The organism is Streptomyces sp. NPDC032745, assembly GCF_055579465.1.
In genome coordinates, this window is sequence record NZ_JBVING010000021.1 from 25,002 (window position 1) to 47,385 (window position 22,384).

21 protein-coding genes and 1 pseudogene are annotated in these 22,384 nt (G+C 71.2%); 8 read left to right on the top strand and 14 right to left on the bottom strand.

Going from position 1 to position 22,384, the window contains the following annotated elements; translation table 11 throughout:
* Positions 1-1,194, top strand: coding sequence for a hypothetical protein (locus ACZ5WG_RS36940; protein ID WP_468728985.1), 1,194 nt, complete (start codon positions 1-3; stop codon positions 1,192-1,194).
* A gap of 56 nt (positions 1,195-1,250) precedes the next feature.
* Here ACZ5WG_RS36940 and ppk2 read toward each other — a convergent pair whose 3' ends face one another.
* Positions 1,251-2,045 carry a polyphosphate kinase 2 gene (gene ppk2 / locus ACZ5WG_RS36945; RefSeq protein ID WP_468729116.1) on the bottom strand — a complete coding sequence of 265 codons (795 nt, stop codon included), beginning with the start codon at positions 2,043-2,045 and terminating at the stop codon, positions 1,251-1,253.
* 399 nt (positions 2,046-2,444) lie between these two features.
* On the opposite strand from ppk2, the gene ACZ5WG_RS36950 reads away from it, so the two are divergent.
* The 3 genes and pseudogenes from ACZ5WG_RS36950 (at position 2,445) to ACZ5WG_RS36960 (ending at position 4,689) form a co-directional block, all read left to right on the top strand.
* Positions 2,445-3,320 carry a universal stress protein gene (locus ACZ5WG_RS36950; RefSeq protein WP_468728986.1) on the top strand — a complete coding sequence of 292 codons (876 nt, stop codon included), beginning with the start codon at positions 2,445-2,447 and terminating at the stop codon, positions 3,318-3,320.
* Between the two features lie 212 nt (positions 3,321-3,532).
* Positions 3,533-3,670, top strand: a complete 138-nt coding sequence (locus ACZ5WG_RS36955) for a hypothetical protein (protein WP_468728987.1) — start codon at positions 3,533-3,535, stop codon at positions 3,668-3,670.
* Positions 3,671-3,694: 24 nt separating this feature from the next.
* Positions 3,695-4,689 (top strand): annotated as a pseudogene (locus ACZ5WG_RS36960) (Acg family FMN-binding oxidoreductase).
* Between the two features lie 87 nt (positions 4,690-4,776).
* Here ACZ5WG_RS36960 and ACZ5WG_RS36965 read toward each other — a convergent pair.
* From ACZ5WG_RS36965 to ACZ5WG_RS36990, 6 genes are all read right to left on the bottom strand, one after another.
* Entirely contained in the window at positions 4,777-7,176 is a 2,400-nt protein-coding gene (locus tag ACZ5WG_RS36965) for a glycoside hydrolase family 65 protein (protein ID WP_468729118.1), read from the bottom strand.
* The gene (locus tag ACZ5WG_RS36970) at positions 7,173-7,934 is read right to left on the bottom strand and encodes an HAD family hydrolase (protein ID WP_468728988.1); all 762 of its coding nucleotides are present in this window, start codon (positions 7,932-7,934) and stop codon (positions 7,173-7,175) included. Before ACZ5WG_RS36970 ends, ACZ5WG_RS36965 begins: the two co-directional genes overlap by 4 nt.
* Positions 7,931-8,617 carry a helix-turn-helix domain-containing protein gene (locus tag ACZ5WG_RS36975; protein WP_468728989.1) on the bottom strand — a complete coding sequence of 229 codons (687 nt, stop codon included), beginning with the start codon at positions 8,615-8,617 and terminating at the stop codon, positions 7,931-7,933. The genes ACZ5WG_RS36970 and ACZ5WG_RS36975 overlap by 4 nt, the downstream gene beginning before the upstream one ends.
* A gap of 5 nt (positions 8,618-8,622) precedes the next feature.
* Positions 8,623-9,699: a zinc-dependent alcohol dehydrogenase family protein gene (locus ACZ5WG_RS36980; protein WP_468728990.1), complete on the bottom strand. Its 1,077-nt coding sequence runs from the start codon at positions 9,697-9,699 to the stop codon at positions 8,623-8,625.
* 610 nt (positions 9,700-10,309) lie between these two features.
* Complete coding sequence (locus ACZ5WG_RS36985; RefSeq protein WP_468728991.1) at positions 10,310-11,062, bottom strand: class I SAM-dependent methyltransferase; 753 nt, start codon at positions 11,060-11,062, stop codon at positions 10,310-10,312.
* Positions 11,063-11,288: 226 nt separating this feature from the next.
* The gene (locus tag ACZ5WG_RS36990; protein WP_468728992.1) at positions 11,289-11,759 is read right to left on the bottom strand and encodes a hypothetical protein; all 471 of its coding nucleotides are present in this window, start codon (positions 11,757-11,759) and stop codon (positions 11,289-11,291) included.
* A 143-nt stretch (positions 11,760-11,902) separates the two neighbouring features.
* Here ACZ5WG_RS36990 and ACZ5WG_RS36995 point away from each other — a divergent pair, with 143 nt between their 5' ends.
* Entirely contained in the window at positions 11,903-12,349 is a 447-nt protein-coding gene (locus ACZ5WG_RS36995) for a DUF732 domain-containing protein (protein WP_468728993.1), read from the top strand.
* A 111-nt stretch (positions 12,350-12,460) separates the two neighbouring features.
* Here the strand turns inward: ACZ5WG_RS36995 and ACZ5WG_RS37000 are convergent, their stop codons facing one another.
* On the bottom strand, positions 12,461-13,999 hold the full coding sequence (locus tag ACZ5WG_RS37000; protein WP_468728994.1) for a flavin-containing monooxygenase: 1,539 nt from the start codon (positions 13,997-13,999) through the stop codon (positions 12,461-12,463).
* Positions 14,000-14,340: 341 nt separating this feature from the next.
* Between ACZ5WG_RS37000 and ACZ5WG_RS37005 the strand changes: the two genes are divergently transcribed.
* Positions 14,341-14,760: a DUF6841 family protein gene (locus ACZ5WG_RS37005; protein ID WP_468728996.1), complete on the top strand. Its 420-nt coding sequence runs from the start codon at positions 14,341-14,343 to the stop codon at positions 14,758-14,760.
* Positions 14,761-14,820: 60 nt separating this feature from the next.
* Here ACZ5WG_RS37005 and ACZ5WG_RS37010 read toward each other — a convergent pair whose 3' ends face one another.
* Positions 14,821-15,219 (bottom strand): nuclear transport factor 2 family protein, encoded by a 399-nt coding sequence (locus tag ACZ5WG_RS37010; protein WP_468728997.1) that lies wholly within the window; start codon positions 15,217-15,219, stop codon positions 14,821-14,823.
* Between the two features lie 40 nt (positions 15,220-15,259).
* The gene (locus tag ACZ5WG_RS37015; protein ID WP_468728999.1) at positions 15,260-15,772 is read right to left on the bottom strand and encodes a PadR family transcriptional regulator; all 513 of its coding nucleotides are present in this window, start codon (positions 15,770-15,772) and stop codon (positions 15,260-15,262) included.
* A 90-nt stretch (positions 15,773-15,862) separates the two neighbouring features.
* Here ACZ5WG_RS37015 and ACZ5WG_RS37020 point away from each other — a divergent pair, with 90 nt between their 5' ends.
* A complete protein-coding gene (locus ACZ5WG_RS37020) occupies positions 15,863-16,417 on the top strand; it encodes a hypothetical protein (protein WP_468729000.1) in 555 nt (184 codons plus the stop codon).
* 91 nt (positions 16,418-16,508) lie between these two features.
* Here ACZ5WG_RS37020 and ACZ5WG_RS37025 read toward each other — a convergent pair whose 3' ends face one another.
* Positions 16,509-18,410 (bottom strand): glycoside hydrolase family 15 protein, encoded by a 1,902-nt coding sequence (locus ACZ5WG_RS37025; protein WP_468729001.1) that lies wholly within the window; start codon positions 18,408-18,410, stop codon positions 16,509-16,511.
* Between the two features lie 246 nt (positions 18,411-18,656).
* On the opposite strand from ACZ5WG_RS37025, the gene ACZ5WG_RS37030 reads away from it, so the two are divergent.
* A complete protein-coding gene (locus ACZ5WG_RS37030; RefSeq protein WP_468729002.1) occupies positions 18,657-19,199 on the top strand; it encodes an EF-hand domain-containing protein in 543 nt (180 codons plus the stop codon).
* A gap of 103 nt (positions 19,200-19,302) precedes the next feature.
* Here the strand turns inward: ACZ5WG_RS37030 and ACZ5WG_RS37035 are convergent, their stop codons facing one another.
* The 3 genes from ACZ5WG_RS37035 to ACZ5WG_RS37045 all read right to left on the bottom strand — a co-directional run bounded on the left by ACZ5WG_RS37035 (position 19,303) and on the right by ACZ5WG_RS37045 (position 22,361).
* On the bottom strand, positions 19,303-19,788 hold the full coding sequence (locus tag ACZ5WG_RS37035; RefSeq protein WP_468729003.1) for a peptidase inhibitor family I36 protein: 486 nt from the start codon (positions 19,786-19,788) through the stop codon (positions 19,303-19,305).
* 111 nt (positions 19,789-19,899) lie between these two features.
* Positions 19,900-21,366 carry a multicopper oxidase family protein gene (locus tag ACZ5WG_RS37040; RefSeq protein ID WP_468729005.1) on the bottom strand — a complete coding sequence of 489 codons (1,467 nt, stop codon included), beginning with the start codon at positions 21,364-21,366 and terminating at the stop codon, positions 19,900-19,902.
* 266 nt (positions 21,367-21,632) lie between these two features.
* Entirely contained in the window at positions 21,633-22,361 is a 729-nt protein-coding gene (locus tag ACZ5WG_RS37045) for a M4 family metallopeptidase (RefSeq protein ID WP_468729006.1), read from the bottom strand.
* Positions 22,362-22,384: the final 23 nt, after the last annotated feature.

Genomic DNA, 22,384 nt, shown 5'->3' on the forward strand with positions numbered 1-22,384 from the left:
ATGCGCATGCGTTTACGTGCCTGGACTCTGTTGGGCGCGGGCCTGCTCGCCGTGGGCGCCGGTCCGGCGTACGCGTCCGGCACGTCGCCGGTCGAGGCGGCGGCGGGGTCTGAGCAGTACACCGTGCACGACCTCGGCACCCTCGGCGGTACCCGCAGCAAGGCGACCGCCATCGACGGCAAAACGGTCGTCGGAAGCTCACTCACGAGCGGCGACGCCGCCGAACACGCCTTCGCATACGACCTGCGCAGCCACACCATGACCGATCTCGGCACGCTGGGGGGCTCCAGCCAGGCGACCGGCGTGGAGGGGGATTACGTCGTCGGGAAGTCAGACCTCTCCGCCGACGGCCCGACGCATGGATTCGCCTACAACGTCCGGACCCGCCAGCTCGTCGACATCGGCACTCTCGGCGGCAGCAGCACCAACATCAGCGGCCTCAACGGTGACACCGTGGTGGGGACGTCGTCGCTGTCCGGCGACGCGGTCACCCACGCGTTCGCGTACAACCTGCTCACCCGGACCATGACCGATCTCGGCAGCCTCGCCGGCCCGTCGGGCAACAGCACCGCGGCAGCCGTCAGCGGTGCGATCGTCGTGGGCAGCTCCTCCCTGCCGAACACGCCGGCCGCCACGAAGCACGGGTTCGCGTACAACCTGCGCACCCGGACGATGGCCGATCTCGGCACCCTGGGCGGAAGCTCCAGCACAGCCAACGACGTCAGCGGTTCGACCGTGGTCGGTCAGTCTCGAACGGCCGGCAACGGCCTCGCCGGATACGCCTACGACCTCCGCACCGGCATCCGTACGGACCTGGGGTCCCGCTTCCTGAGGGCGCAGCTGATCAGCGGGAGCACCGTGGTCGGCGGCGACGGCCTGCTCGCCAGCTCGTTCGACCTCAGGACGCGCACGAGTGCCGTGATCGGCTCCGGGCGTGGTGTCACCGAGGTCAGGCAGATCTCCGGGAACGTCATGGTCGGTGACAACTTCGCCCCCAACTCCTTCGCCTTCGTCGCCCGCGTCGACAACGGCGACTTCACCTACCTGACCTCCCTCGGCGGCCTCAACTCCTCCGCGGCGCAGGTCAACTCCTACGGCGTCGTCGCAGGCAGCGCAGCACTTCCGTCCGCTGATCCGGCCACTGCGAACGGCCCTTTCCATGCCGCCGTCTGGGTGCCGCACAAGGTGGCGTAGGGAAGAGCCGGTGCCAGGGCCCAGGTTCGCAACTCCGCATCGGCATCCGCCACGCTTCAGCCCTTCCCGAGCGTGGACGCATGGTCGGGGACGGAGTTCTGGAGGTCCTTGGGAGGACGCTGGTATCCCGTGGACGGAGGACGGGGCGGCAGGGTGAGCGAAGGCAGGGCCACGTCCGCGTAGGGAAGCGAGGACAGCAGGTGGGCGATCATGTTGAGCCTCGCGCTGCGCTTGTCGTCGCTCTCGACCACGTACCAGGGGGCGTCCAAGGTGTCGGTGTGGACGAGCATTTCGTCCTTGGCCCGCGAGTACGCCTCCCAGCGGGTGAGGGACTCCAAGTCCATCGGGGAGAGCTTCCAGCGCCGCAGCGGGTCCTGCGCACGGGCGCGGAACCGCTCCTCCTGCACTGCATCGCTGACGGAGAACCAGTACTTGCGGAGCAGGATCCCGTCTTCCACCAGCATGTGCTCGAAGACCGGGCACTGGCGCAGGAAGCGCTGGTGTTCCGCGGGCGTGCAGAAGCCCATGACGTGCTCGACTCCGGCGCGGTTGTACCAGCTGCGGTCGAACAGGACGATCTCGCCGGCGGCGGGCAGGTGCTCGACGTAGCGCTGGAAGTACCACTGTGTGCGCTCCCGCTCCGTCGGCGTGGGCAGGGCCGTGATGCGTGCGACACGGGGGTTGAGGTGTTCCGCGACACGCTTGATCGTGCCGCCCTTGCCGGCGGCGTCGCGTCCCTCGAAGACGACGACGAGGCGGGCACCCTCCGCACGCACCCATTCCTGGAGTTTGATGAGCTCCGTCTGGAGCCGCAGCAGCTCGTTCTCGTAGACCGCCTTCTTGAGACCCATAGTCCTCTTCTCCCCGTCGTCGTGCGGCGTTTCGATCAAGTCAGTCACGGCGGACATCCGTGCGCAACGATGTCCTTCGGGCCTGGGCGTGTCGATACGCTGGCCGTGGATGGGGCCATCGGGCGGGTAGGCGGAGGGGAAACGCGTGGGTGTGGGGGATCCGTTGACGCAGGTACCGCGGATGCGGCTGGACGAGCTGTTGGACGAGGGACGGCCGCGTCGAGCGCCGGAGTCAGCTGCCCGTGCTCCTCAGCCTCGTCGAACAACTCGATGGAGTCGTCGCCGTGGCATCGCACGTCGGGGCTCGAACCGACGACACACTGGCCACTCACGCCGGCCACGCCCGCCACGCGCAGCCGTGGTGAAGAGGTGCCGACCCGGATGGGAGAGGTTGCAGTCATGAAGCACCACGTGACCGTGGGGGTCGACGGCTCCCCCGAGAGCCGGGCAGCCGCGCGCTGGGCCGCACAGGAAGCCGTTCTGAGGGAAGTACCCCTGCGTCTCGTCCACGCCGTCGACTGGCCCCTGGACCCGGTGTTTCCGGGCCTGGGCCGCCAGGACGTGGATCGCCGGGCCGACCGGGCACTGACGGAGGCGGCGGAGGAACTGCGCCGTCGCCATCCCCGGCTGGAGATCACGACTCGCCGCCTGGCGGCCATGCCGGCAGCGGCCCTCGCGGCCGAGGCCGCCGACGCCGGACTGCTGGTCCTGGGATCGCGGGGCCTGGGAGGGCTGGTCGGGTTCATTGTCGGCTCAGTGGCGATGTCCACCCTGGTGGCCACGGCCACCCCGGTCCTCATGGTCCGGGTCGCCGACGACCCGGACGACCCTCGGATCGGCTCCGGCTCCGGCTCCGAGGTGGTTGTGGGGGTCGACATTCACGGATCGTGCGACCGTGTGCTCGCCTTCGCCTTCGAAGAGGCAGCCCGGCGCAACTGTGCCCTGCGGGCCGTGCACGCTTGGAAGATGCCGGCCGCCTACACGTACGTCCCGTTCTTCGACCCGGACGACGAGCAGGACATCGGCAGGAGTATCACGCACATGGTGGATGACATGCTGCTGCCCTGGCGGCAGAAGTTCCCGGACGTGGGCGTCAGCCACAGCGTGATCATGGGATCCGCCGGCGACCACCTCGTCCGGGCTTCCCGGGGCGCCGGCCTCGTCGTCGTGGGCCGCCACCTGCGCCGCTCCCCCCTCGGCAGGCACCTGGGCTCCGTCGCCCACGCGGTCCTGCACCATGCTGCCGCTCCTGTGGCCGTCGTCGCCCACGAGTAGAGGAGATCGCGCGGCTGCTGAAGGAGTTCGACATCAGCGCCGTGCCCGTCATCGACGACGGCGGGTCGAAGGGCCGTTCGGTCCCCGGTAGGGCCGCTCGGGCCCTACCGGGGACTCGGCGAAAGGCGGAGCCTGGAAGGGCCGGGAAGGGCCGATCAGCCACAGGAGCAACGCCCTGCCGAGCCGGATCACGGTGGGTCCGGACGGATCGGGTGGACGCGGCCGCCGACGCAGCAGTCGTCGTCCGCAGGCGCATCCGCCGCTCGGCGCTCGGCCCGCGCATCGGTCTCATCACCCACGCGGTGATGCACCACCCCACCTCACCGGTCGCCCTCGTGGCACACGGCTGAGGCCGCACGGACAGGAACAGTCCCGTGACCGCAACAATCCTCGCCCCCGACACCGTCGCCGAGCTCGTCGGCGACGCAGTCACCGCCCCGTCCAATGCACAACGCGCAACCGTGGAGGTTCGTGTTCAGCCCTGATGGCAATCTCATCGAGCTGCAGGGCGATCCGGACCGTGCCATGACACGAACCGATCCGGATCACCGGGCTCTGCACCTCGGCTGTGCGGCTGCCCTGTTCAACCTGCGCGTGTCTGCGGTCCACCACGGACTCCGGGCTCGCGTGCAGTTGCTGCCCGACGACTCCCGGCCTTGGCTGTTGGCGACGGCAGCCATCGACGGACCCTCCGACGAGGACCACGAGCTCGCCGACCTGTACGCGGCTCTCCGGCGCCGGCACACCAGCCGCTTCCCGTTCAGTGACGAGCCGGTGCCGGACGCCCTCATGGACGCGTTGAAGAGCGCCGCCCGCCTGGAGGGTTGCCGGCTGACCGTCCCGGGGCGACTGGCACATCGAGACCGTGCTCGGGCTGGTGCGGGACGCAGAACACCGGGAGGACATCGATCCGCTCGTCCGGGCGGAGACTTCTGCCTGGGCTTCCGATACGCATGCCTCGACCGGAACACGCCGTGGCGGCATTCCCGCCGCCGCGTTCGGTCCGCGCAGTTCCGCAGGCCCCTCCCCCGTACGCGACTTCGGCCGGGACCGTCCTGCGGCGGATCGCGGCTGGGCCGTGTTCGAGAAGCGGCCGCAGCTGGCCCTGCTGGGCACCCTGACGGACACGCGAGTCGACTGGATGCGGGCCGGACAGGCCCTGGAACGTATCCTCCTCCAGGCCACCGCCGACGGCCTGGCCACCTCGATGACCTCTCAGCCCCTCGAATGGCAGGAACTGCGGTGGACGGTCCGCGACCCGGTCGAGATGGTGGGCCAGGTCCAGATGGTCCTGCGCCTGGGCTACGGGCCCCACGGGCCCGAAACACCCCGCCGCCCTGTCGCCGACGTCCTGGAGATCCGGGAGTAGACCACGATCCGGCGCCGGGCAGCCCGCCACGCGATGCGGCTGTAGCCGGGACCACGGTCCGGGCCGCGCATGCCGGCGTACCTCGTCTCACTGCTTGGACAGCAGGAACCACCTCTCCTGGCCTGCGGCAATGCTCTCCCGCCTGTCTCCGGGGAGGACGAGCGGCACGGGACCCAGGGGCGAGGGCGGAACCCTGATGCCGATTCGTCCGGTCCGCAAGCTGATGCGGACGTCCCGGTGTCCGAGGTAGCACACCGAGAACGAGGAGGTCGGTACCTCGGAGAGCGGCACCGGGTCGACGTGCAGGCCGTCCGCGCCGGGATCGAGGCCGACGATGCCGCGCTCGACGAGGTCGAGCGTGCCGCCCATGGCGCCGAGGTGGATCCCTTCACCGGTAGTGCCACCCTGGACGTCGGTGATGTCGCTGAGCAGGGCCTCCTGGCAGAAGCGCCACGCGCCCTCGCCCTGCTGCCGGGCGAGGATCCAGCCGTGGACGAGGCTGCTGAGCGTCGAGCCGTGGCAGGTGCGCCGCAGGTAGTAGGCCACCGTCCGCCGCCAGAGCTCGTCGTCCAACGGGTAGCCGAGGCGGGAGAACAGGCGGGAGAGCTCCGCGGGGCGGAACAGGTAGCCGAGCATGAGGGTGTCGGCCTGCTTGGAAGCCTGGTAGCGGTTGGGTGTGTCCCCTTCGGCCTCCAGGATCCGGTCGAGGCGACGAACGTCGTGGTAGCGGGCGCGGTAGGCGTCCCAGTCCAGCTCGGCGAGGTCGCCGTAGCCATGGAACTGGCTGATCACGTCACGGTGGAACGGCACGAACAGGCGGCGCGAAACGTCTTCCCAACCGTGGAGGTCGTCGGGGCTGATGGCCAGGTGCGTGCGGAGCTCGGCGCGCCTGGCCGCGGGCAGTGTTCCGTACAGGGCGAGGGCGCGGGCCAGCACCCACGCTGCCGTGACGTTGGTGTACGCGTTGTCGTCGATGCCGGGTCCAGGGGCATCCGGGTAGGCGTCGTGGTACTCGTCCGGGCCGACGACCCCGCGGATCCGGTAGCGAGCGAGGTCGGTGTCCCAGATCGCGGCACCGGCCCAGAAGCGGGCGATGTGCAGGAGTAGTTCGGCGCCGGGGCCGTGCATGAAAGCGCTGTCGCCGGTGGCCTCGCCGTACTGCCACACGTTCCAGGCGATGGCGGAGCCCACGTGGTGCTGGAGGTGGGAGTGGTCGGGTAGCCAGCGGCCGGAGTGCGGGTTGAGGTGCAGCCGCTGCGTCTCCTCCGCTCCGGAACTGCCGCTCTGCCACGGGAACATCGCGCCGTGCGCTCCGGCCCGGCGGGCGGCCTCCCGGGCTGCGGGGAGGCGCCGGTGCCGGTACATCAGCAAGGCGCGGGCGGTTTCGGGGAAGTGCAGCGTGAGGTAGGGCAGGACGAAGAGTTCGTCCCAGAAGACGTGCCCGCGGTACGCCTCGCCGTGCAGGCCCCGGGCCGGGACGCCGGCGTCGAGTTCCGCCGTGTGCGGCGAAAGGGTCTGCAGGACGTGGAAGGCGTGGAGACGCAGGACCCGCCCCGTCTCGCCCGGAACTTTCACCTCGCCCTCGCTCCACATCCGTTGCCACGACGCCCGGTGGGAGGCCAGCAGCGTCGGGAAGTCCGGGGCGCGCCCCGCGTGCTCGACGCTGCTCCTTACGGGATCGTGCCAGGGGCGGTCGAGCGACGTGAACAGGGCTGCGGTCTTCACGATCACGACCGGCTCGAAGCGCCTGATCGGCAGGATGCACGTCTGCTGCGCGCTGCTGCCGGTGCAGGCCCTCCCGCTGGCGGCCAGCGGTCGCGCAGAGGTGCGTACGGCGAGCCCGATCCGCAGGTGGGAGGTGGCGGTGGTGCAGGACAGCCAGGCGGTGCCTTCCGCCTCGACTCCGGCCCGGTGCCCGACGAGGTGCTGCCCGGCCAGGGCCCGGTAGCGGTCGACGCCCGCGTTGGCGATGTCGCCGTCGAGCACGGACTCGATCTCGACCCTGCCGCTCCAGCCGTACGCGCTGAGGACCGTGCGCTGCGCGGCCAGATGCGGGTCACCGAGGTGGACGAGGCGGGTGTGGGTGACCCCCAGGCGGCGGCCGTCGGTGTCGTGGAAGAGCATGCGGCGGGTGAGCGTTCCTGACTGCAGGTCCAGCGTGACACGACAGTGCCGGAGGGTCGGATGGTCCGGGGTGAGCCAGTCACCGGGCTGTGCGTCATCGGGCAGGCAGCGATAGCGCAGGGCGGTCCAGTCCGGCAGGCGGACCATGTCCTCGTTGGAGACTTTTCGTCCGGCGACGGTGGAGGTGAGCCGGTCGTAGCAGCCGGCGAGGTACGTGGCCGGGTAGTGGATGCCGTCGGCGACGCTCTCGGGGGCTGATCCCCGGGTGGCGAAGCGGCCGTTGCCGAGGGTGCACAGGGACTCGACCAGCCGCTCGGTCCTGGGATCGTAGCGGCGGTACTCCCAGCACCAGGGGGCGTTCACGGGCAACGGCCGTCTTCCAGGGCGGCCGGCAGTCCGGTCAGCCCGGGGAGCACGAGGTGGGCACCGTGCGCGAGCAGCGCCTCGTCTGCGTGCGCGTCGTCATCCCGGTTGAGTCCCACGACCAGGTGGAAACGGCCTCGATGCCCGGCTTCCACGCCGACGAGGGCGTCTTCCACCACGGCGGCCCGCGCCGGAGCCGTGCCGAGGCGGGCTACGGCTTCGAGGAAGAGGGCGGGGTCGGGCTTTCCCGGCAGGGCCAGCGCAGCCGCGTCCCGACCGTCCACCACGGCGTCGAAGAGGGCGTCGAGGCGTGTGGTCTCCAGGAGGAGGCGGGCGTGCCGCGAGGCTGAGACCGCCGCGCACCGGACGCTCATCTCGCGCAGCTGCCGGAGCGCGGGTCGGACGTCGTCGAACACGTCGACTCCGTGGGTCCGGAGCGCCTCGGAGAAGATCCGCTCCTTGCGGGCCGCGACCGCGTGGACGGTGGCGCACCCCGGCGGATCCTGCGGAGTCCCGGAAGGCAGGTCGATGTGGCGTGAGGCGAGGAACGCGCGTACGCCCTCGAGGCGGGACCTGCCGTCGACCAGGTCCCGGTACTCGCGGACGGCATCGAACGGGCGCGGTGGTCCGTCAGCGGGAGGCGGCTGCCATAGCGTGAGGCAGCCGTCGAAGGTCGTCTTCCAGGCGGCCGCGTGGCGGACCGCCGTGGCGAGGAGCACTCCGTCGGTGTCGAAGACGACCGCGTCCACTTCGCTCATGACCCGTGCGCCACGCTACGGCCGGTGAGCCGGACGGGAGTGAGTTTCATCCAGTGGGTACGCGGGCCACCCGCCCAGGGCTGGGACCGGGCCGTGGCCGTCAGGTGCCGGATCTCTTCCGGGGCCGTGACGGCTTTCAGTTCGCCCACGGCCAGGACGCTCCAACCGCCGGCGGTGACGTCGTCGATGTTGTCGATCTCGAAGGCGACCTGGGTCCGTGCCGCTCTGGCCGCGGGGGCTTCCACGGCGGTGCGGAAGACGATGTCGAGGCCGGCGATCAGGTAGTTGACCGGGAGGACGGCCGGGCCTTCGGGAGTGAAGACGGCGATGCGTCCCACTCCGTGCGTGCCCAGCAGCCGTCGGCACTCGTCCTCGTCCAGCGGCACCAGCTCGGTGTCGCGGCGGGCGGTGGAACGGCCGTGGACGCGGCCGGCGCTCGCGCCGGTCAGGTCGTCGACCGTGACGCCGAGTACGTCGGCTATGCGGACGAGGGTGCCGATGGCCGGGGAGGCCGCGTGCTCCTCCAGGTAGGTGATGTAGTTGCCGTCGGCTCCGCACTTCCGGCCCAGTTCTTCACGGCTGAGACCGAGGGCGGTGCGGCGGGCTGCGATCCGGCGGCCGAGGTCGGTGCGTCCGGCCGTCTCGCCGGCATGTTGCGGGTTGATACTCGGCGTGCTCTTCACGGCACTCACTGCTCCTGGGGCGGCACGGCGACCGTGTCGTGCTGCGGTCCGCCGAGCACGACCTTGAGGGCGCCGGTCTCACCGGCGCGCGAGAAGACGTCGTACGCCTCCTCCATCTGGTCCAGCTCGAAGCGGTGGGTGACCATCGCGGCCCCGGGGAGGCGGCCTGCGGCCATCATGCGCAGCAGCATGGGGGTGGAGTGGGTGTCGACGAGACCGGTGGTGATGGTGACGTCCTTGATCCAGAGGTCTTCGAGGTGCAGGGTGGCGGGCTTTCCGTGGACGCCGATGTTGGCGACGCGTCCGCCGGGGCGGACCATCCGGGTACACATCTCGAACGTCTCCGGCATACCCACGGCCTCGATCACCACGTCCGCGCCGAGACCCTCGGTCAGGTCCTCGACCAGCCGCTCGGGCTCCTCCCGCGCACTGGCCGTGGCGTCGGCGCCGAGGTCCCTCGCGGCCGACAGGCGGGAGGCCGCGAGGTCTACGGCGATGATCCGCCCGGGGCTGTAGAAGCTCGCAGTGGCGATGGCGGCCAGGCCGATGGGCCCGGCACCGACCACGACGACCGTGTCGCCGGGGCGTACGTTTCCGTTGAGCACGCCCACCTCGTAGGAGGTCGGGAAGATGTCGGCGAGCAGCACGGCATCGTGGCTGCTCACTGCGCCGGGGAGCGGGTGGACGGAGAGGTCGGCGAAGGGGACGCGTACGTACTCGGCCTGGGTGCCGTCGATGGTGTGGCCCAGGACCCAGCCTCCGCCCCCGCGGCACTGGCCGTAGCGGCCCTCACGACAGAAGCGGCAGCGGCCGCAGGCGGAGATGCAGGAGATGAGGACGCGGTCGCCGGGGCGCACGCTGCGGACGTCACCGCCGGTCTCGACCACGGTTCCGACGGCCTCGTGGCCCAGGATGCGGCCTGGGGTCACTTCGGGTAGATCGCCCTTGACGATGTGCAGGTCGGTGCCGCAGATGGTGACCGCGTCAACCCTGACGACGGCGTCGGCGGCGTCCTTGACCGCGGGGTCCGGGACGTCCTGCCAGGAGGTCTGCCCGGAACCTTGGAAGACGAGTGCCTTCATGACTGCGGCCTCTCTGTACTGCGCGGGTAGGGGTCACCGCCAGGCTGTGCCCGTGTGCCTCCGTCCCGCTTGGGCCGGTCGGCCCCTCCCGGGGGGCCAGTGGGGTCCGTCTGCCGCGTCGTGGTGAGTGCGACGGTGGAATCCGGCGCCCGTCCCCGGAAGGGGGTCGCGGCCATGTCCCGGCCGGCCCCGTCTTTCGCTCCCCGTCCGGCGCTGCTGAGGTTTCTCGGCGGTGTCCGGACGGTCACCGGCGGCACATTCCCGGCCGAGAGCGAGCACGCCCGGATCCTCGTCGACTGCGGGCTCTTCCAGGGTGTCGCAGACCTGCGCCGTCGCAACCGGGACAAGCTGCCGCGCGACGCCTCCGACATCCACGCCGTGGCTGTCACTGCGCCGCCCCGACGCCGCACTCCCCCAGGCCGAGATCCGCCGCAGCGTCGTCGAGTGCCTCTTCCCCCTCCTGATCCCGATGGCCGAACACCTCGCCCGGTCGGTCGAGGGAATCACCGACGTCCACTGCCGACTCCAAGCGCTTGCCCCTGCGTAGGGACCGACGCCGCCGGGCATACCGTCTGGCTGCGGAAGCATCCGGCTCGGCTGAGCTCGGTTCTCAACTTCGTGCTTGCGCTTCGATCAGGAACCGGTGGTCGTGCACCGTGAACCCGCCCGTGACTCCGATGTGCTGATCGAGCCGGCGTAGCGCGGGTTCGTGCTCGGACGGCTCGAATCCCGGGAACTGCCAGGGAATGGCACGCACCTGGAAGATCACCGCTCCGATGTCGTGGAAGGTGTAGGGGCTCATCTCCTCTCGGGCTGTGGTCACATGAAGGCCCGCGCGTTCCAGTGCCTGTACGGCGACGCCCAGGGTCCAGCCATCGGGGACGGCTGGTGAGGGGATGCCGAGCGCTTCATTGAGTCCCAGCTGGTTGCGGCTGCCCACCTGCTGGGTGAGGAGCCGGCCGCCCGGCGCGAGTGCGGTGCGAATGCTTGCCGCATCCAGCGCTCCGTGCCGGTTGAGGATCAGGTCGAAGGGGCCGGGGGGCAGGTTCGAGCCCGATGCCTGGTGGACCTCAACTCCCAGTGGGGAGAGGCGTTGCCGGGCGACGCGGAGGTTGGGCACCCAGTTCTCGGTGGCCACGCTCCGCGGTGGCAGCGGGGTGAGCGAGGCGAGGAGTTCACCGCCGCCGGTGTCGATGTCCAGGAGGCTCCGTGCGTACGGGAGCAGGGCGCGGGCGTGCTGTTCGTAGTCCCAGGATGGGCCCTTGCCGTGCGCCCGGCCCTTCAGCCAACTGAAGTCCCAGCCCGACATGGTGGCCTGTTGGGCTTCCGCGACGTGCTTCTCGTAGTCGTTGGCGGTCGTCATGCGGGAACGCTAGCGCCACGCCTGCCGAAGCGGCGTACGGTTTTCCTTCGACGGCACGCCTTCAATCAGGCCTGTGCCGCCGGCCCACGGCTACGGCCGGCAGAGCGTGCTGTTCGAGCCCCGGGTAGCCGGACCTGGCAGGAGTGCAACGCGCTCGCGCAGCACCGCGTTGCCTCGAACTGCTGCCGCAGCCGTTCGGGGAAACCGATCGCGCCCGATACGCGCCCTATCCGTACGGGTTGAGTGCCCGGAAGCGGACGGTGTCGCCGCGACGGTCGAACCACAGGTTGGTGGAGTAGCCGCTGCCGTCGCGGTCGAGCTCGTCCGACCGGACCCACTGCGGGTCTTCCGGCCCCTCGCCCTTGAGCGGCTTCTCGAACCACGAGGTGAAGTCATCGGTCGGCCCCGCTGAGACGAAGGCGTGGGCCGCCGTCAGCTCGGCGAGTTTCCCCGGTGTCAGCCGGGCGAAGCCCGAGATCACCAGCTCCGGCGACGGTATGTCCCGGTCGTTGTCCCGGCTGCTCACCCACTTGGCGTCGGTGAGCGGGCCCAGCAGCGGGAACGCCTGCTCCAACGGTGCGGTGTCGGTGTGCCAGTCCCCCTTGGCCCCGTTCGCCACCTGACGCAGGGCCCACCAGGCGGGCAGGACCGCCAGCCCCGCCCCGATCCCGATTCCGATCGCCTTACGTCGCTCCAACGCGACCCCCCTCATGCCTGACTTCGAGGGCACCATACCTGGCTTGTGCACCCGGAAACCCATACGCATCTGCCCGGTCGTACAACCATTGCCCACCGTGAGCGATCAACCCCTGTGCACACAGCCACCGCCAGGGGAGAGCCGTGAATCACCGCACCGCCACCGCCGTACTCACTGTCGTCATCACCGCCGCCGGATTGACGGCCTGCGGCAGCGACACCGACAGCGGCCAGTCCACGGCGAAGACACCGCCCGCCGCCGCGCCCGAAGCGAGCAGCAAGCCGTCGGCCGCCACCGAGACGCCCAAGAGCAAGGGGATTCCGCCCACGCCGGATGCGGCGACGCAGGTGAAGTACATCGCCGCTCTGACCGCCATCGACCCCGACATCGTGAACACCAAGCCTGACAAGGCAGTCGACCGGGGCCGCAACACGTGCACGGTGATCGCCGACTTCCCCCAGGACGATCCGAAGCAGGTCGACCTCACCGCCCAGAGGTTCACCTCGCCGAATCACCCGGGCGGATTCGGCACGGCCAAGGCCGCCAAGATCCGCGACGCGGCCCACACGCACCTCTGCCCCACGTACTGAGCAGTCCCCCAACGGCCCGGCAGCATCGAGCGTGTCTCATCCCTGCGCGCCGCCTTCCCCGAGGTCTCCTCAAGGCGCGCTGGTCCATGGCGCGGAGCCGACCTGCGCGTACTACGGCCCGCCCAACGGGGCCACCGGCAGGCCGTCCTGCGCGGTGCGAGGTGCCGGCAGCACGCCCGGCAGGGTCCAGGTGTAGACGTCCGGGGAGAAGGCGTGCAGACGCTTGACGAGCCTGGCGGTCGACCAGGGCCAGCAGAAGGTATTGACGCCCGGGAGGCCGAAGTAGTACCCGGATCCGTTCGCGGGGCTGTAGACGGTGGTGCGCAGCGCCTTGCGCAGGGCCTTCTGATGGGCTTCCTCCGCTTCGGGAATGACGTCGAGGGCGGCGTACCCACTGGTGCGCAAGTGAGTGAGGGCCGTCGCGATGTAGCGGAGCTGGGCTTCGAGGACGGTGGGTACTGCGGTGGTGCCGGTGAGCAGGTTCGGGCCGACGAGGAGGAAGAGGTTGGGGTAGCCGCTGACGCTGGTGCCCAGATAGGCACGGCGGTTGTCGGACCAGGTCCGGGCGAGCGTGGTGCCGCCGGTGCCGTACAGCCGGCCGGCCAGGGGGACGTCGCCCACGTGGTAGCCGGTGGCCAGGACGATGACGTCGGCGCGGATACGGGTGCCGTCGGCGCCGATGACGTGGGAGCCCTCCACGGCGGCTGCCCTGGTGGGATGAAGCCGGACGTTGGGCCGGACGAGGGCGGGGTAGTAGGTGTCGGACGTGATCAGGCGGCGGGCCCCGAGGCGGTAGTCGGGGGTGAGTGCCTGGCGCAGGGCCCGGTCCGGTACGGAAGTGCGCAGATGGAGGCGGGCCAAGGCTTCCAGGGGCCGCAGCAGGCGGGGGTGGCGCAGGGGTAGGCCGACGGCTTCCTGGGTCCAGTGGTGCAGGCCGCGCAGTGCGCGGCGGACCGTCGGGTGGAGTCCGAGGAAGCGGTGCAGGCGGGCGGGGAGCGGGTAGTCGGGTTTCGGGAGCACCCAGTGGGGAGTGCTCTGGAAGACGTCGACGTGCGCGGCCTGCGGCTGGATCTCGGGCAGGAACTGCACGGCGGACGCTCCGGTGCCCACCACCGCGATGCGGCGACCGGCGAGGTCGGCGTCGTGGTTCCAGCGGGCGGAGTGGAAGGCCGGGCCGGGGAAGGTGTCGAGGCCGGGGATGTCGGGATGGCGGGGCCGGTGCCATGGGCCGGTGGCGACGATGACGGCGCGGGCCGTGTAGGCGCCCGCCGTGGTCTCCAGGTTCCAGCGGCCGACGTCCGGCTGCCAGCGCGCGTCCAGCACCTCCGTGCCGTAGCGGATCGCCTCGTCCACCCGGTGGGTTGACGCAGTGGTCCGGAGGTAGTCGAGGATTTCGGACCGGCCGGCGAAGCACCGGCTCCAGGGGTGGGGGGCGAAGGAGTACTCGTACAGCATCGCGGGCACGTCGCACCCGCATCCGGGGTAGGTGTTGTCGCGCCAGGTCCCGCCGAGACGGTCGGACTTCTCCAGCACCACGACGTCGTCGATCCCGGCCCGACGCAGTGCGATCACGGCGGCCACACCCGAGAGGCCGGCCCCGATGACGACGACCTCCGCCTGACGGCGGCTGCCGGAACTTTCACGGGTCACGCTCGCTCCCTCCCTGCGTCGGGAGCGCCCCGGCCAGTGCCGGACCGCTCTCGACAGTCACCCAGAGCGACTGATCCTAGGCGTTTGCGTTATCGCGCGGGGATGTGCGGCGTGCGCATGGCCCATATGGGTGATCTTGCGATAGCGGGGCGCAGGCCGGGACGGCGTCCGCCGTCCGGGTTGTCCGTCGAGCAGCCGTCGGCATCACCCTGCGGGGGCGGCTGTACGCGGACGGCGTGCGCGTTGGGCGGGCAGGCTGACTGCCGGGTGGCAGTCTGGGTCACGGGGCCCACGGCAACAGGGCCGACCGGCCCGCCCCGGGCGCAAGAGCGAGGAAGCCCATGCCGCACACGGATCTCTCCGCAGTCGAGGAAAACGTAAGGGCCTGGTTCGACCAGTACGTGAGCACCTTCATCGGCCTCGCGTCCGCCGGCCGTACCGACCCCGCCCCGCTGCTCGACTACTTCGCCGTACCGATCACCATGACCACCAGCGCCGCGCATGCGGCACTCACCTCCGGCGAAACACTCAGCGCCGGACTCGCCAACGAACTGCAGACCCTCCGCGACGCCGATTACGGGGGCAGTACCGCCCTCGATCGCGAGGTCCGCGCCCTGAACCAGCGGTCCGCGCTCATCGAGGTGACCTGGGTGCGCAACGACAGCGTCGGTGCCGAGTTCCAACGCGTGCGCGTGCTGTACCTCGTGGCCAAGACGGATGCCGGATGGCGCACCACCGCCTCCGTGATCCTCTCCCCCTGACATGCCGGGTCCCGGCCGCGGTCCCGGAGTCCCTGCCTACGCTCCCGGCATCGGATTTCTTCACCCGGTCACCGTGTCACCGTGCCGATGGGCCACCCGCCACTCGCCGTCCTCGCGGCGGTACACCTGGGTGGCCCGCAGGGTGTACGTGCGCGGTTGTCCGTCGACGGAGGCGGAGGTGTGCTCGAGGCCGGCCGTATAGGCCATGTCACCCACGACGTCGTACGCCTGCAGTTCGAACACGTACGACGTGCAGTCGGAGAAGCTGTTCCCGAGGGCGGTGAACAGCTCGTCGAGCTCCTGCTGACCGCCGGCGTTGCGCCACGCCCCAAGTACGCTCACCGGCTCGTTGCGTGACCACAGCGCCCGGCGGGGAGCGGCGTCGCCGTTGTGCAGCGCCCGCTCCGCCTCGTACAGGGCGGTCCTGACCCACACCAGGAAATCGTCGCGGTCACTCACACGTTCATCATGCACCTGCCGGACGTGGCGGGGACCCGCGCTAGCGGATCTGGCCGGCCGCCCACTCGGCCCATTCGCGGCGCATCGCGTTGAAGCGGATGCCGTACTCGAGGGCGATCCGGCCGTAGACGGACAGCGTGTCGTCGCCCCAGTCGACGGAGGCTTCGACGGCGCGCAGTTCCGCGGTGCCCTGCTCCGACATTTCCGTCAGCTCGGTGAGGTAGCCCCGCGCCTGCTCGGGCGTCAGCACGCCGAGGAAGAAGACCCTCAGCAGGATGTCGCTGCGGGTGTTGCGCTGCGGCTTGGTCTCGGTGAGCCAGTGCCGCAGCTCCGCCAGCCCCTCATCGGTGAGGGAGTACTCCTTGCGGCCGCGCGGGCCCTCGGCCGCGACGCTGATCAGCCCGGCGTCGGCGAGGCGGGACAGCTCTGTGTAGATCTGGCTCTGCGTTGCGGGCCAGACGGTGGCCAGCGCCGTGTCGAAGCTCTTGAGCATGTCGTACCCGCTGGCCGGACGCTCGGACAGGAGTCCGAGGAGGGCATGTCGAAGACTCATGCCCGCACTCTACCTTCCACTCTTGACATGTCGAGACTCGATCTTCTACTTTCGACATGTCAGAACAGGAATATCGAGGGGGATCTCCCGATGTCGTACGCACGCACCTTCCTCCCCTGGATCGTCTTCGCGGTGCTCCCGTCCGCCCAGTGGCAGTGGGCCGCGCTGGCCGGCCTGGTGGCAGCGGTCGCGGTGACCGTCCAACAGCGCCGGGCAGGGGCCGGGTTCGACGCGTTGATCATCGAGACGGGCTCGGCGGTCTTCTTCGCGGCGCTGACGGTGCTCGCCTTCGCCGCCCCGGACACCCCGCTGCACGACTACTCGGCGGCCCTGTCCTCGGTCACTCTGGCGCTCGTCGCCGGTGTCTCCCTGCTCATCGGCAAGCCGTTCACCCTCGGGATCGCCAAGCGCACCACACCCCGCGAGGTCTGGGGGCTGAAGCCCTTCGTGCGGACCAACGTCGTCATCACCGCCGTGTGGACCGCGGCCTTCGCCGTGACGGCCGGTGTGCTCGCCCTGCTCGCGCACGCGGGCGACGGCCATTCGACCACCGCCACACTCGTCCAGCTCGCGGGGTTCGCCCTCCCGATGGTGTTCACCGTCCGCTACGTCGCCTCCGTACAGGCGAGGGCCGCCGCCCGGTGAGCGCAGCGCCCTGGGCTCCGCCCGCGCGGGGTGTCGGCGGGTGTCGGCGCTGCTGCCCGGGGCGGTGCTTGCCCGGGGGCGGTGCGACGGCTCAGGTCCCGTTGGACTGCGCGGCGCTCGTCCGCGTCGGCGGGGTGGGCTGGGGGGAGCCCTCGAGGGCCAGCGCGGTGAGGACGACGAGCGAATCCGTCCAGCCCAGGGGCGCGACCGAGGACGCCAGCCCGGCCCCGTTCACCGTTTCGGGCAGCTCCCCCAGCCCGTTCCGCTTGGACAGCACCCAGTCCAGCGTCTTGCCGGCCCTGGTCTGCTCGCCGGTTCCCGACCAGGCGAGCGCGAAGAAGGAGGTGCTGGCCGTCCAGGCGTACGATCCCCAGCTGAAGCCGGGGTCGTTGCCGGGCGAGACGCCACCGTTGGGCAGCAGCAGCGCCCGGTAGGTGGAGTCCAGCGCTGCGCTCAGACCGGGCGGGGCAGTGTTGAACGGGGGCGCCATGAACGCCACGGCGCTGTCCCGCCCGTGCTTGCCGTCAGCGGTCCGCGGGTACCCCAGCGGGGCGAAGGCGGCGATGCCGGCGGAGAGGCGCCGGGCCGCGTCCCCCCAGCGCTCTGCGTCTTCGCCCATGCCCAGCCGGGCGGCCAGGTCGGCCGAAGCGTTGAGTCCGGCGAGGAGGGGGGCAGCCGTTCCGATGTTGGTGGTCGCCGTGTCCAGCTCCCAGTAGTCCGGGGACGCCGGCGGCAGCCCGTCCGGCCCCAGGGACCGCGCTGCGTAGTCGGCCGCCTTGCGCACCATCGGATAGAGCGTGCGCAGCCGTTCGTCCCGGTCGCCGGCCGGCGCCGCTTCGTACCACTGCCAGGTGGCCCAGGGGACCCAGCCGTTGCCGTCCAGCTGCCACTTCCGGGCGTCCGGCGGTCCACTGCCGTCCAGCTTCGTACGCGCTTCCCAGGTCCCGTCGGCCCGCTGGGTCCGCGCGTCGTAGCCCAGGATCCGGTACGCCTCCTCGTCGTGCCCGGTGGCGGCGAACGCGACCGCGGCGAACGCGCCGTCCCGGGGCCAGGAGTACTCCCACGCCGGCGACCACCCCGCGGCGAACGCGCCGTTGGGCTTGAGCAGGGCCCGCATCGACAGCAGGGCGCGCTGCACCGCCGCCCGCTGTGCGGCGGTGGACCCCGGAACCCGGCCCGCGGCCAGCCAGGCGCGGCTCTCGTCGATCTGCGCCAGGGCGTCCGGGTCGTCGGCCGCGACCACGCTGGATGCGGAGGCACCGGTCGGCAGGTACCGCCACCGGCCGGAGGGCAGGCGCAGCACGTTGCTGCCGTCCACGTAGGCGGCGCCGACGGCGAAGGAGGGCAGGACGGCCTCGGTGTCCACGCCGTTCGTCAGCAGCCCCGCCGTACGGGCTGCGAGGGCCGAGGCGGGCACGTAGCAGGGCTCCGTCTCCCCGCACCGCTCGCTGCCGGTGGGATTGACGTGGAAGGCGAGCCGGGAGTCGTAGGCGTGCCAGCCTCCCCAGTACGCCCGGTCGTAGTTCCAGCTGGTCAGCGAGCCGGGCACGGACCGGAGCGTGCCGTACCAGGCGATCGGCTTGCTCTCCGCCGTGGTCGCCTGGACGAACAGGTAGTACGTGGCACCCGCGGTGACGGCGGCGCTGACGGGGAATTCGACCCAGCCGGCGCCGGCGCCGCCCAGGGCGGCGAGGTTCAGGGTCTTCGAGGCGACCACCGACCCCGCGTCGTCGCGAACCCGGCGGACCTGGGCGGTCACGGTCCCGGTCGCGGCCCCGCTGCTCAGGTACACGCTGAGTCGCGTCAGCCGGGAGCCGTCCACGGTGAACGCCTGGGCCGCCGCATTGCCGGTGGCCTTCACGCTGAACAGGGCCGTCTCGTGACGGGCCTGCCCGTCGTAGGGCACGGCGGCCGCGGTGTCCGGGGACGCGGCGGGAACGCCCGTGAGCGCCAAGGAGAGCAGACCGGGCAGCAGAGTCCTCGCGAACGCCATGGGTACGGGCCCTTCCGTTACTTGGCAGGCGCGCGGGGCGGGGTGTGCCACGGCGCCGAAAGCTGGACCCACCATGCAGACCGCGGGCCCACGGGAGGGGGAAGTCGGGACGTGTCCCACCGGATCGAGGCGTTCCGACATCCGATCGTGTGACAGAACCGGCGGCGTCGGGGCCTGAAGCCCGGGACACGCCCCCGGGGGCCGCAATCGGCGGGGGCCTTGGAGGAGCGGCGTACGCTCACGGCCATGGGTGCCGAGCAGGTGGCAGTGGCCGACGACGTCTTCGATCGGCTGGACACGAACGGTGACGGGGTACTGACCGCGGACGACTACCGGGCCAGTGCGGAGCGGCTGCTCCAGTCGTACGGCGCGGGGCCGAACTCACCGAAGGGACGCGCGCTGATCGAGGCGAACCAGGCCCTGTGGGAACGCCAGGCCGAGTTGGTCGACCGCGATCGGGACGGGCGGATCGGGCGGGAGGAGTACCGGGAGTGGTTCGCGTCCCTGCCGGCCTCGGAAGCCGGTTCAGGCGCCCAGTCGGGTTCGCCGGAGGTGATGGCGGTGCTCCACGCACAGTTCAATGTGGCCGACCGGGACGGCGACGGGGTGATGGACCTCCACGAGTTCACGGTGTGGCGGGCCCTCAAGGGGATGCCGTCACAGGACGCGGCGGCCGCGTTCGAGCTGATCGATGCGGACGGGGACGGATCGATCAGCTGGCAGGACTTCACTGGTGCGGACCGTACGCACGGGCTGGCGGCCCTGCTGCACGGGCCCGGACCGGGATAGCGGCGACGCGGCCCGCGGCAACGCCGTCGAGACGCTCGGCGACCCGGACCTGCTCACCCACTGGCTCAGCCACTCGGCGTTCCGGGCCCGTCCCCGCACCGGCTCAGGACAACCGGCATGTGTGGAACCGGTTGGAGCGGATGTTGCCGAACGCCGCCGGGAGCTGTGGAATGCCCTGGTCGGGGCGGACGGTCAGGCGACGCCCCGCATAGCCGACGCTGTTGTACACGGTGACGCACCGGCCCCAGAGACGGCCGCCGGTGCGCCACGTCCGGGCGCTGTTCCACACCGACGAACCACCGTTGAACCCGACGTAGGCGGTCGTTTCCGGGTAGCGCGGCATGTCCTGCGCGACGAGGCTCACCACTCCCGTGTATCGGGGATCGGTCCACCCGCACACCCAGCCGCGGGCGCAGTCCCCGGTCGGGGCGGAAAGGCCGGCGGCCCCGGCCTGGGCCGCGGGGGCGAGGGCGACGACGAGAAGGAGCCACACGGCGCCGAGCACACCGGCCGCCGCGGCCCGCCTCCTGGCGCCCCGGCAGTGGTGGCCCCGGGCCACGGCGTCGGCGTGCACGGTCACGGGTTCCACCGCCACTCTCCGGCTGTCCGCCGGTCTCATGACGGACAGCAGCAGGGTTCCATCGCACCGCGCGCCGCCGTTGATCGCACCCCGGGGGACCTGCCCGCCCCGGTGGCCGGGTCAGCGCACGCGGAAGTTGGCCATCATGCCCATCGCCGAGTGGTCCAGCAGGTGGCAGTGGTAGACGTACGTGCCCCGGTACGCGTCGAAGGTGGCGTGCAGCTTCACCGTCTCGCCGGGGAGGAGCTGGACCGTGTCCTTCAGGCCCGCCTCGGCCGGTCCGACGGGGGCGCCGCCCCGCTCCAGCACCCGGAACTGGACCAGGTGCATGTGGAAGTTGTGCGGGATGAGCTTGTTGGCGTTGGTCACCGTCCAGATCTCCGAGGTCCCGAAGGTGACCGTCTGGTCGATCCGGTCCGGGTCCCACTGGAGCCCGTCGATCAGCCCGCGCGGGTCGGTGCGGCCGTCCTCGTCCATGCTGAAGACGATGTGCCGCTCGACGGCGGGCTCGGGCAGTGCGTCCACCGGCGGCAGGGTGCGCAGCACGTCCGGGACCCGGCTCGGGTCGGGGGCGGTGCGGACCACGTCGAACCGGAGCACGTTGCCGACCTGACCGGGTGCGCCCCCGCCCATCGTGGTCTCCAGGACGATCTTCGTGCCGACCGGGTAGCGGGAGAAGTCGATGACCACGTCGGCGCGTTCCGCCGGGGACAGCGAGACGGTGTCGGTGGTGAAGGGGCGCTCCAGCAGGCCGCCGTCGGAGCCGATCTGGACGAGTTGCCCGCCGTCGGCGAGACGCAGCTTGAAGAAGCGCAGGTTGGAGGTGTTGAGCAGGCGGAAGCGGTACTTGCGGGCCGCGACCTCCAGGTACGGACTCGGGCGGCCGTTGGCGAGCAGCGTGGTGCGGCCCCGGAAGTCGTCCATGGCGTAGACCAGTTGCCCGTTCTCGTCGAAACGGGCGTCGCGCAGCGCGATGGGTATCTCGTACTTGCCGGAGGGCAGCGGCAGGGCCCGCTCCGTGTCGTCGGTGAGGATGTACGTCGCCGACAGGCCCCGGTAGACGTGCTCGGCCTCCATGTGGTGGGCGTGGTCGTGGAACCACAGCGTGGCGTTGGGCTGCTGGTTCGGGTAGGTGTACGTGCGTGCCGCGCCCGGGGCGACGGTGTCCATCGGGGCGCCGTCGTTCTCCGGGGAAACGCTTGCGCCGTGCAGGTGCACGGCCATCGGCATGTCCAGGGTGTTCCGGTGCCGGATGGACACCGGCCGGCCGCTGCGCGCCCGCAGCACGGGCCCCGGGAAGTGGCCGTCGTAGGTCAGCACCTTGGTCTGCACCCCGGGCAGGATCTCCCGCGAGACCTCCTTGACGGTGACGCGGTACGCGTCCTGCCCGCCCTGGGTGGAGTACGGGGTGAGCACGGGCAGCTGTGGCAGCTTCACCGTGAACGGTGCGGGCGCGACCGCCGGGCCCGCGTCGTCTGCGGCCTGCGCGGTGGGGGTGCGCAGTACGGGCAGCAGGCCGGCACCGGTGATCAGGCCCGCGCCCGTCGTGGCCAGCGTGCCGACGAGCACGCGTCGTCTGGTGACCATGCGAATGTCCTCCTGGGAACGATGGGAGTGCGCACTGGCGTTCGCATGCCGAACGCCCTCCCTCATGATCCGGACCGCGCGCCGGGTGGCCTCTGCCCAAAGCGGGAGAATGTCAGGTATCGCGCCGCGGATCGGGCGGGATCTCGTCAGGAGACCGAGCGGCGCAGCACGGCGGCGCGCACGCTGTTCGCCCGCGCGGCCGAGGACACGACGCGGGCCCCGGCCGTCGCAACCGGCGGCTGGGGCCCTTGGCTCGTGGAGCGCGGTCAGCGGTCCACGCCGACCGCACTCCACGCCTTGGTCACCACGTCCGTCGGCCAGTCCAGGTCGCGGGCGGCGCCGATGGTCGCGTAGCGGAACGCGGAGAAGTTCGTGGTCCTGGCGGCGTACTCCATCAGCGCCTTGTACCAGATGCGCCCGGCCCGGTCCCAGGCGTGGCCGCCGAGTTCCGTCGCGACGAGGTAGAACGCGTGGTTCGGGATCCCTGCGTTGGCGTGGACGCCCCCGTCGACGTGGGAGGTCTCGTCGTACTCGGTCATGTGGGCCGCCTGGTGGAACCGGGCGGGGTCCTTGAGGGAGCCGCGGGCTCCGTCGGAGGACGGGCCGCCCTGGCCGAACAGCCAGTCCGCTTCCAGTGCCGTGTGCTTCAGGCCGTACTGCTTGGCCAGGAGACCGAAGACGTTGCCGAGTGAGACGGCGAGCGCGCCGGGCTCACCGTACGGCTCCAGCTCGGCGGTGTGGTGGACGATGCCGGCCGTGAACTGCGCGGCGAGCGCGTCCGGAGCCGGGACGCCGCCGTTGCCGAGGATGATGCGCGAGCCTTGCCAGGCCGGTCCCGCCTCCCCGCTCCGGACGACCGCCTCCACGGGGCCGCCCCTGCCGTCGATCGAGTTGCGGCCGTACACCGTGCGGAAGAAGTCCCAGGTGACGCCGAGGGCGTCATAGGCATCGTCCACCAATGCGTCGCCGCTCGGGGCTCCCCCTTCCTCGCGCACCGGCACCGGGCTGTCGGGATCGT